This window comes from Hyella patelloides LEGE 07179 (assembly GCF_900659865.1).
GTDB lineage: Bacteria > Cyanobacteriota > Cyanobacteriia > Cyanobacteriales > Xenococcaceae > Hyella > Hyella patelloides.
Window position 1 is genome coordinate 38,329 of sequence record NZ_LR213788.1, and the last position, 7,996, is coordinate 46,324.

Genomic DNA, 7,996 nt, shown 5'->3' on the forward strand with positions numbered 1-7,996 from the left:
GGTAGTTCACGTAATATTCTCTAAATTCAATCCTGCTTTGATAGAAATATCACTACTATCATCTAAATCGAGGAACAAAGAAGTTTCATCTGTAACTTTAAACGATAGACCATCTGTCCATTTATCCCAAACATTAAGGTCAAACTCTAGAATTTGATTAGAATTATCCGCAAACTCTACGAGATCGTTACCTTCAACTTGATATGGGCTGAGGTCTTCAAGAGAATTATCTGCTATGATTCGTCCTGTAAAACGAGAGCCATCTAGATCGCCCGTAGCTTCTATATGCCAAGTATCATCAGTATTCCAAATAATCAGACCGTAATGTTCAGCAGGATTATAGTCAGGTTGACCAGAGAATGAGGAATTTTGTGTTAATTCTATTTGACTGTTATTAGTCAAATTATTATTGCCAACATAGTCAACATAATTGGCATTCAAACTAAAGTCACTTGGGGAAATATCCTCAATTAAAGCCACCATTCCATCATCATAAAAAATACCCGTACCAGATATTTCTTGATTGCTAAACGATCTTGTTGTGTAGTCAGAGGCTTGTCCTTTCAGTTGAATAATGTCTTGTTCGGGCTGAAAATCAGTGATAATCGCATTATCGAACCAACGATAGTTGTTGTAAAAGATACTGTTTTCGTCTCCAATAATAAATCTATCTCGACCGCCTCCACCTTGTATTACGTCTCGACCATTACCACCAAGAAAAATATCATTGCCATCCCCACCAACAAGACTGTTAGTACCATTTCCTCCAATTAGAGTATCGTTGCCATCCCCACCAAACAGAGTATCGTCATTATTACCACCATCAAGATAGTCATTACCTCCTCTACCTTCTATGGTGTCGTTGCTATTAAAGCCGACTAAATAGCTGTTTTGATCTCTTCCAACGATAGTATCACTGGAGTTAGTACCGTAAACAATATCTGGAATGCTGCTATCAAAACTGACATCGTTGATGTTGTCTGGAGTATTATTGGCAAACTGGGAATCTTGAAATGTCACAGATATTTTATTCTTGTTGAAAAATACACCTGCTTCATTGGTTGCGGAATTAGAATCAAAACTGGTGTTATTAATCTCAATTTTAGAACCCCACAAACCGTTATAAATAGCCCCACCATCAACCGCTTGATTGTTAGCAAAAGTACTGTTAGAAATCTCGGCAGGAACTTCTCCCAGAATATATAATCCACCGCCAAGGTTAGCAGATTTATTATTGGCGATTGTGGTGTTATCTATTTCCACAAAACCTGATGCTCGAATAGCACCACCTTGAGCAATGCCCCTTACATTCTCAATTACTTCGTTATTAATGATTTCACTGTCTTTTATGATGACTTGGTCTTGGTTATAGCCATAAGCTAAAATCGCCCCTCCTTCTCCCGCAGCACGATTATTTTCAAAGCGACTATTGCGAACGCTAAAAACTCCACCTTCAGTTTCTCTTTCAAGTTCTCCTTCGTAAAATCTTGGATCGTTGGGAACGCTAGCACCATCTAGATAAATTGCACCACCGCCACCAGGAACCTCTAAGAAGTTCTGATCTGCCCCTAAAGTAGAATCATTATCCATAAAAAGAGAATCTTCAACAATTAGGTCGCTCGCAGTAACCCTCAAGGCTGCACCACTATAGCCTTTATTATTAGTAAAAATACTATTTTTGACTGTCAGACTTCCATAGGCAAATAGACTGATTGCTCCTGCGGAAAATGGTCTATCACTAAAAAGAGTGCCGTCATTGTTATCAAAAGTACTATTAGAGACTGTAATGACCGTACCTTCTAGACCGTGTAAAGCTGCTCCTTTGGAGACATGATTGAGAAAGTTAGTATTTTCAATATTAATAGTGCTGTTTTCTGTAGCCCAAATTGCTCCTCCAACATCTGTTTCATGATAGCTGTCAGCCAAGGTTAAGTTTCGTACTGTCAAGCTTTTGTTTTCTTCAGGCAGCCGAAAAATATTAGTTTTTTCGCCACCGCTAATAGTCAAACCTGGAGCGTCAGAACCATCGATAGTTAAACTTTTTGGGATGCGAATAAAGTTGTCCAGGGTGATGGTTTGATTGGCCAAACTGGAACTAAATTTAATTGTGTCGCCCGATTGTGCTGTTGCAATAGCACTCCTCAGAGAACCATTACCTTCGTTATCATTATTCGTAACTGTGATGATTGCCATAATTGGTTAAATATTTCTTTTTTGTAAAGTTTTCAACCAGTATAGTAAAGATATTGTAAAGTGGCAGTGATAGAAATCACTGGTAATTGAATTAAATTTATAAAATGATTGCAGACTAAAAAAACTTCAGTGTTTTTGACTACTTTAAATAATTGGATTGACTGGCAAAAGCACAGTTTTTGTAGGTAATCAGGAGACTGAAGAGCCAAACTTTCTGGCTTTTTTTGACCAAGAATTGAATTAAAGTATTGAATTTTATTGAATATTTTCACTTATTGCTGTTTAGTACCATTTAATCCAGTATCGATACTTTGTGCTCTAAAGAACTAACTTCTTGTCGCGCCGACGTAGAGAGTCGCCACAGCTAAAATAAACTACAAGCGAACGGACATCTCAAGCACCTGGGATTTCCCTAGATGTCTTGTCCTCGACAAAGCACAAATATCATGGAGCATCGAGCGTTGAATATTCTATCCTCCAGACTGCTTGTCAAAAAAGTTTTCTTTTATTGCTCAGTTGGTTTTTCTAACTTCAGAAGACAATATCAAAATATTTATTTTCGGTATTTAAAATAACAATGGTTCGGACAATTTTCAATCTGGAGCTTGAAAGCCCTAACCTTACCACATAGACAGAGCTAATAGAGGTAGCTTAAACTTTTATGTTGCCTTATCAGCAAACAATTGTCCAGAGTATTGAAACATAAAAACGTTATTAAAAAAGGAACTCTCTAAATGGCTGATAATATTTCTTTTGAAGAGGTTACAAGTATATCGGGTATTGATTACAGAGGTGAAAGCTACGGTGGTTCTTGGGGTGATTTTAATGGTGACAATTACCCCGATCTGTATGTAAATAATCATGCAGAGCCTGAAGTTCTTTATCTCAATCAAGGTGACGGAACTTTTGCTGATATATCTTCTCAGGTATTTTCAGAAGAACTCAGGGAACTTAGAAGAGATGCTCATGGAGTAGCCTGGGCTGATTTTGACAACGATGGCGACCAAGATTTAATCCAGCTAGTAGGAGGCGGTAGTGGTGTCGGGACTGGTCCTAATCAAATGTATGTTAATGAGGGAGGAAAACTAGAAGACAGAGCAAGTGAACTGGGAATTGATTATCCTCTGTCGCGAGGAAGAACCCCTCTTTGGCTCGACTTTGACAAAGATGGTTGGCTCGATCTTTTTCAGGGGAATATCTCACGACCTGACGGTCAGGCTCCCCCAACAATTTTTCGCCAGACTAATAATGGATTTGAAGATGTTCGAGAGACTACGGAATTCGATATATCCAGTAGTGCTTTTGGAATTTTATCCGATCTTTCTGGGGATGGAAACCTAGATTTATTTTTAAGAGGTGATAGTCCGCGAACTATTTACGATATGACCTCTATACCCTTTGAAGATATAACTGCTAGTCTTACATCTAGTGGTGGTATTGCCTGGTCTCCAGATATAGTGAGTGGAGACTTCAATGGAGACCTAAGATCGGATTTATATTTAACCCGAAACAAGCTACAAAATCCATCAGATTTAGTACAAGATGACTCTGATACTGTTAAAGCAAAAATTGTCTCTCAAGGAGACCAAAAGGGTGTTCAATTTGATAGCCTTGGAAACCTGACATTTGAAATCGATGATAATGTCTCTGTCAATAACATTTATGTTGGAGCAAGTGGTTTTAACCCAAATGACTTAAACTTTACCTTGTCATCTGACAATCCTGATGTAGAAGGTATTTTACCCCATACACCTGGAGTAGATCGAGGAATTTATATTGGTTATGATTCTAATCAACAGCAATGGCAAGTATTGGTATCGAGTCCAGACCAAGAAAACTTCGATCTAAGTGCTCTGATTAATAGTAGCGAAGCGATCTCTGATTTAACAGCTATCGGCTTCAACCCCGATACTCGACCTCCTGAAGACCAACTGTTGCTCAATACAGATGAAGGACTTGTCGATCAAAGCCAAGAATCAGGAATTAATAGCATTCCAACTATAGGAAATAGTGTTGTTAGCGGAGACTTAGACAACGATATGGATCTCGATCTTTATATTGTTGCTACTGGTAATGCTGGAAACCGACCGAATATTCTTTATGAAAATCAGGGTGATGGAACTTTTATTGCCGTTCCCGATGCTGGAGGTGCTGAAGGCACTAACTTGGGAGTCGGCGATTCAGTTGTGACTGCTGACTACGATCTCGATGGTTTTCTCGATCTGTTTGTGACCAATGGTAACGAACCTCCAACTTTTACCCAAAATGCTCCTTACCAACTTTTTCGCAATCAAGGTAACAGCAATAATTGGCTGGAAATCGACCTAGAAGGTGTTGTCTCAAATCGAGATGGAATTGGCGCACAAGTTTTTGTCACAGCAGGAGGTGTTACTCAACTACGCGAACAATCTGGGGGGATACATAAAACAGCACAAAATCATCAGCGTCTACATTTTGGACTCGCAGACAATACCCAAGTAGATGAGATACTAATCAAGTGGACAAATGGTCAAGAACAGAGAATCAATGATGTTTCTGCTAATCAGTTGCTCCACATCATAGAACCTTCTGACTCATTTGCACCAGGAAAGTCTGCTCGTCAAGATGATTCCGAATCAGGAGTATTTTTGTGGAAAGATACTTTTGATGGTCCTTATAAACTTCGCACCGTCGGCTCTGAAGAATTAAGTGAGTTCTCAGTGAATCTGATTGCAACTGATGGGGTACAAGATGTAACCCCATTTTCTCTTGAAGCAGGTGATGAGTTAAAAGAAACCGAATTTGGTTTCTCTTTAAATTCTCAAATATCTAGTGAACAAGATGGTGTGGAATTTGACCTCGCACCAGGATCGCAAGCTCTTATTTCTATCACTCAAGATGGGGTTGCCAATCCTCGTCAACTGCACGTGGGGAGCGAAGGAAATCCTCTTTCTCCTGATGGCTGGATTTTAGATTCAGAAGATTTTCCTCTTCGACCCAATTTTACCCCAGGGGAAGACTTAGGACTATTTGTGGGTCAAGGAAGTAGCTCAGAAAACTTAGAATTTCGCTGGAATGGTGATGGCAATTTTCCTCAAACTAATTTATCTGTACTCTCATCTGAAGAAGCTGATTTTTCTCCAGTTGGTCTTGAATCAAGCGAGCAACTTACTAACTTCAGCAACAAGATAGCAATTGAAGGAGGAGTCAGCACTGGAGTGGAAGGTGTTGATGTTACGACGGGGGAGTCAGCTAAGATTGGTTTTGCATATGAGCAGGATAGTCTTGTCCAACCACATCGAGTTAATCCTAATCTTCAAGATGAAATGCTACAATCTCCAAATGCCTATTGGCTTCCTTTAGCTACTCCTTATGGTCAACCAGAATACGATCCCTCGGAAGATTCAGGAGTCTTTTTGTGGAAAAGCGATCGAGATTTATGGCGTTTACGGGTAGTAGCAGGAACAGAATCAAACCGCCGTTATGTTGGTTCTATTATCTCCGATACTCCTGCTACATTTGCCGAAGGTATAAAAACTGAATCTAACGATCTAGTTAATACAAACGATCCATTAAAGATTGATTTTGATCTCAAAGTATCACAAGGTTTTCAGGACGGCATAGACTTCAGTTTTTCAGAAGGAGCTAGCTTGACCTTGAATCTAGAAAGTCCTGGGGAGGAAACTGCTGCTTTATTGCAAGTAGGTGCAGAACGATGGTCTGTTAGCGAACTTCCTCTCGATCTTAGTAACTGGTAAATTAGTTAGGGAAAAAAAAGAAGAAAAAACAAATGTATACATTTGTTTTTTCTTCGATTTCGATAACGCCATAATCAAAATCCTCACATTATTTTCACTGGTAATGCCACCAAGCTCTTAAAGTAGGCGTGATTAACTGTAATAGTTGTTGATGTAATAAAGTTTCCCAGCCAGATTTGGCTTTGAATTTAGCTACTACTGTTAGTTGACTCATCTCAATTATCCTTTTGATTAAATAGTTACAAACGATTAGTTTAGAGGTATTCCACTGTAAAACTACAGAGTTTCCCTTGTCAAAACGACTTTACCTACTGCTGTTCCCGATTCAGCATGAGCATGAGCAGCAGCAACCTCAGCAAAAGTAAATGATTGAGAATCTATTAGTGGACGCACCTGTCCTTTATCAACTAAATCAGCTAATTTAGTCAGAATCTTGCCGTGATAAGAGCGATCGATATTAAATAACATGGGAATCAGCATAAAAACTAAATGCAGAGTTAGTCCTTTGGCGTGGAGTAAAGTTAAGTCCTGTTTGGATAAGGAAACAGTAGAGACAACTGTGCCGTTTAGCTTTGCTGCTTTAAAAGCATTTTGCAGATTATCATTGCCTACCGTGTCAAAAACTACATCAAAACCATTGCCATCTGTATGTTCTGCTACAAACTCTTCAATAGGAGTCTGGCGATAATTAATAGTGACATCTGCTCCTAAAGATAGAGCGATCGCTTTTTTCTCGTCAGTTGATACTGTAGCATATACTTTGGCTCCTGCCCACTTTGCTAACTGTACGCCAATATGACCCACACCTCCCGTACTACCATAAATTAAAACCTTTTGATCTGACTGAACTTTGGCTCTGTCAATAAGTCCTTCCCAAGCAGTAATAGAGACTAAAGGTAATGCGGATGCTTCTGCCATTGTTAGCGATTTAGGTTTATGTGCTACTAACTCAGCATCAGCCAACATATATTCAGCCAAAGCTCCACCCATTCCTTTGACACCACCTGCACAACCATACACTTCATCACCAACCTGAAAATTAGTAACTCGATCTCCCACAGCTTCAATAACTCCCGCCACATCTCCGTGTAAGATGGCAGGAAAATCGGGAGCAATATCGGCTACCGCACCCTGTCGTATTTTAGTATCGACTGGATTAACACTGGTTGCTGCAACTCGAATTAAGACTTGATTAGGAGCAACGGGCAGTATCGTTAAATCTGTTTCTTTAAAGGCATCTGGTGTGCCAAAATGTTCAATGACAATTGCTTTCATAGTAGATATTTTTTCTAAAACGCTACATTTCTTATCTACCATTAACCAACAAGCACAAAGAAGGATTTACGTTAAAGTGTGTGAGTTACCTTTTGGTAAGTCAAGATGAATTCTAATCTCAATACCGACGAATTTAAAATTAGCTATCCGCCTCAACCTGCTCTAGATCGTATTGCCAATATGGGTATTTTTGATACTCAGTGTGCAGGTCATCAGATACTAGAAAAAATTGCTAATAAATGGACAATTTTGATTATCTATGCCCTAACCCAAGGAAAAAAAAGATATAGCGATCTTAAGCAGCAAATTGTTGGTATATCTTCTAAAATGCTAATTCAAAATCTTCGTAATTTAGAGCGTACGGGACTGGTTCAACGTTACGTATACCCGACAGTTCCACCAAGAGTCGATTATTCTCTGACTCCTCTTGGTGAATCATTAGCCGAACCTTTAGCTGTTCTGGGAGAATGGGCATATCAACATATCTCAGATGTTAATGCCTCAATTGAGCAGTACGATCATAGTTCCCAGTCTGGGGATTTTTGGCAGCCTAAATAATACAACCTTACTTAAAAAGATTAGGAGATGGTCGATCTGAAATAGTGAGTAGCAAGTTTTGGTTAAATAAATTACATATATGAATTACGTACAGCTGTAATATATTACGGTTTTGTTGTTAATCACAATCGCGATCTCAGCGAAGCTGAGGTGCTGTGCGATCGTACTCGAAATACTTAAGAGCAGATGCAAAAACAGTTAACTAGGGTTTGCTGAAAAAGTAAGCGAAAAAA

The 7,996-nt window shown here is 39.1% G+C and carries 4 protein-coding genes; 2 read left to right on the forward strand and 2 right to left on the reverse strand.

The genetic code is table 11. The annotated features are described in order from the left end of the window. Window positions 1–6 precede the first annotated feature (6 nt). On the reverse strand, window positions 7–2,193 hold the full coding sequence (locus H1P_RS38800; protein ID WP_144865096.1) for a right-handed parallel beta-helix repeat-containing protein: 2,187 nt from the start codon (window positions 2,191–2,193) through the stop codon (window positions 7–9). Window positions 2,194–2,927: 734 nt separating this feature from the next. Here H1P_RS38800 and H1P_RS05970 point away from each other — a divergent pair. Further along, entirely contained in the window at window positions 2,928–5,930 is a 3,003-nt protein-coding gene (locus H1P_RS05970) for a CRTAC1 family protein (protein ID WP_144865097.1), read from the forward strand. Between the two features lie 276 nt (window positions 5,931–6,206). Here H1P_RS05970 and H1P_RS05975 read toward each other — a convergent pair whose 3' ends face one another. Continuing rightward, the gene (locus H1P_RS05975) at window positions 6,207–7,205 is read right to left on the reverse strand and encodes a zinc-dependent alcohol dehydrogenase family protein (protein WP_144865099.1); all 999 of its coding nucleotides are present in this window, start codon (window positions 7,203–7,205) and stop codon (window positions 6,207–6,209) included. Window positions 7,206–7,310: 105 nt separating this feature from the next. On the opposite strand from H1P_RS05975, the gene H1P_RS05980 reads away from it, so the two are divergent. Continuing rightward, window positions 7,311–7,763 carry a winged helix-turn-helix transcriptional regulator gene (locus tag H1P_RS05980; RefSeq protein WP_144865101.1) on the forward strand — a complete coding sequence of 151 codons (453 nt, stop codon included), beginning with the start codon at window positions 7,311–7,313 and terminating at the stop codon, window positions 7,761–7,763. Window positions 7,764–7,996: the final 233 nt, after the last annotated feature.

Coding starts and splice junctions, on each gene's coding strand:
- H1P_RS38800 (WP_144865096.1), bottom strand. CDS start 2,193: ATGGCAATCATCACAGTTACGAATAATGATAACGAAGGTAATGGTTCT.
- H1P_RS05970 (WP_144865097.1), top strand. CDS start 2,928: ATGGCTGATAATATTTCTTTTGAAGAGGTTACAAGTATATCGGGTATT.
- H1P_RS05980 (WP_144865101.1), top strand. CDS start 7,311: ATGAATTCTAATCTCAATACCGACGAATTTAAAATTAGCTATCCGCCT.
- H1P_RS05975 (WP_144865099.1), bottom strand. CDS start 7,205: ATGAAAGCAATTGTCATTGAACATTTTGGCACACCAGATGCCTTTAAA.